We start from the raw sequence: 2080 nt of genomic DNA on the forward strand, positions 1-2080 counted from the left end.
CCTGCCATGAAAAGCGTTACCTGGTTCAGTCACCTGATCAATATTACAGTACGGAATAAAATGCGCCGCATGATACCCGTTGTAGTAAGCATCATGGGGATATTGCTAATCCTCCGGGGCCTTAACCTGGGTATCCCTTACATCAGTCCTACGCTGGTACCACATAGTGAACATGTAGTTGAAAATTGTTGTCATAAATCATAAGATATCATGAGCCTCATCAGTAAATATAAAATAGCCGCCCCGCGGTATACCAGCTACCCTACCGTACCATACTGGGAAGAAAACAGCTTTCATCCTGACCGCTGGAAAGCACTCCTTAAAAAATCATTTCAGGAGTCGAATGGCAAGGATGGCATTAGTATCTATATTCACCTCCCGTTCTGCGAAAGCATGTGTACCTACTGTGGTTGTAATAAATATATCACCGTTAATCATGGCGTAGAGGCGCCTTATATAGCGGCATTGCTAAAGGAGTGGCAACTGTATGTAAATACGTTTGGGAGCAAGCCCCATATCCGTGAAATACATCTGGGCGGAGGTACGCCTACCTTCTTCAGTGCAGAAAATTTAACCAGGTTGCTGAAAGGTATTTATAGTCTTGCCACACTATTGCCGGATGCATGTCTGAGCTTTGAAGGACATCCGGGAAATACTACACCGGAACATCTGCAAACATTATACAACCTGGGCTTCCGCAGGATCAGTCTGGGGATACAGGATTTCGACAGACGGGTACAGGAAATCATTAACCGCCTGCAACCTTTTGAGATGGTGGCATCTGTAGTAGAGAACGCCAGGAAAATTGGTTTTACTTCCATCAACTTTGACCTGATCTATGGACTGCCATTGCAAACAACCAACAGCATGCAAAACACCATCGACAAGGTGGTGAGATTACACCCGGATCGCATTTCTTTTTACAGTTATGCACATGTTCCCTGGATCAAAGGCACCGGTCAACGCAGATACACGGAAGCAGATTTGCCGGGAGATGAAGAGAAACGACAGCTGTATGAACTGGGTAAGTTGCTTTTTGACAGCAATGGATATACGGAAATAGGAATGGACCATTTTGCATTGCCGGGAGAAGCCTTGCATACAGCTTTTAAACAGGGGAGGTTACACCGCAACTTCATGGGGTATACGGTGTCTCACACCTCGCTGCTGGTAGGTTTGGGCGCATCTTCCATTGGTGATAACTGGTACGCTTATGTACAAAACGAAAAACAAATAGACACCTGGCAGGAGCTGGTAAACAAAGGAGAATTTCCGGTGGTACGCGGACATCTGCTCAATGAGGAAGACCTGCTGTTGAGGAAACATATTCAAGACCTGATGTGTCATTTTGAAACTACCTGGCGCCAGGCAGATACAACATGCGATGCGGTGATAGAAGGGTTGCAAAGACTACAGGAGCTGGAGAAGGATGAACTGGTAGAGGTGTTCCCTCAAAAGGTGGTGGTGACAGCGAAAGGCAAGCCTTTTATACGCAACATCTGCATGGCTTTTGATGCACGACTGTGGCGACAAGTACCACATTCACAATTGTTTAGCAAATCCATCTAAAGCATCACGTTTATGTTTTTTATGATTCACCGGAGAAGTAAATATCCGTGCTAAAGATTCGTTTAAATTTCTACCCTTCCGGTGAATCATAAAAAACATAAAAAAACATGGGTTCAAAAGGATAAAAAATTGCAGTCCGAGGGCAAAATTCCCAAAAAACATAAAAATTGAGGGGCCGTCCGTTTTTACCGGGCCACCATGAAAAAGGTAAAAAAGCAATTGAGCAGGAGGGATGTTTTTTAGTAAGATAAAATAGTGATCGGCTGTAACGCTTTATTCGTGCGGGTTTCAGAGGCAATAAAAAAAGTCTGACCGTTTTAACAATCAGACTTTCTTGTTATGTGAATGGGTTAGTAAGTACAGGGAAACAAAATTCCCTACACAATATTAAAAAGAATTTCATCACAAAAGAAAAATTTTACAAAAAAATTTATTCACACCACTAAAATAATTGTGGATAACAGCAGATGGAAACTTTTCCAACATCCTCATCATCTCCCCATATTTTGAT

2 protein-coding genes are annotated in these 2080 nt (G+C 43.0%); both read left to right on the forward strand.

What is annotated here, in order from left to right:
• On the forward strand, positions 1-204 hold a 204-nt coding region (locus VIP81_RS20590; RefSeq protein ID WP_331965579.1), incomplete at its 5' end, for a hypothetical protein.
• Between the two features lie 6 nt (positions 205-210).
• Complete coding sequence (gene hemN / locus VIP81_RS20595) at positions 211-1569, forward strand: oxygen-independent coproporphyrinogen III oxidase (protein ID WP_331965586.1); 1359 nt, start codon at positions 211-213, stop codon at positions 1567-1569.
• Positions 1570-2080: the final 511 nt, after the last annotated feature.

Origin of the sequence: Chitinophaga sp. (genome assembly GCF_036566945.1) — a bacterium.
Lineage (GTDB): Bacteria > Bacteroidota > Bacteroidia > Chitinophagales > Chitinophagaceae > Chitinophaga.

Coding starts and splice junctions, on each gene's coding strand:
- hemN (WP_331965586.1), top strand. CDS start 211: ATGAGCCTCATCAGTAAATATAAAATAGCCGCCCCGCGGTATACCAGC.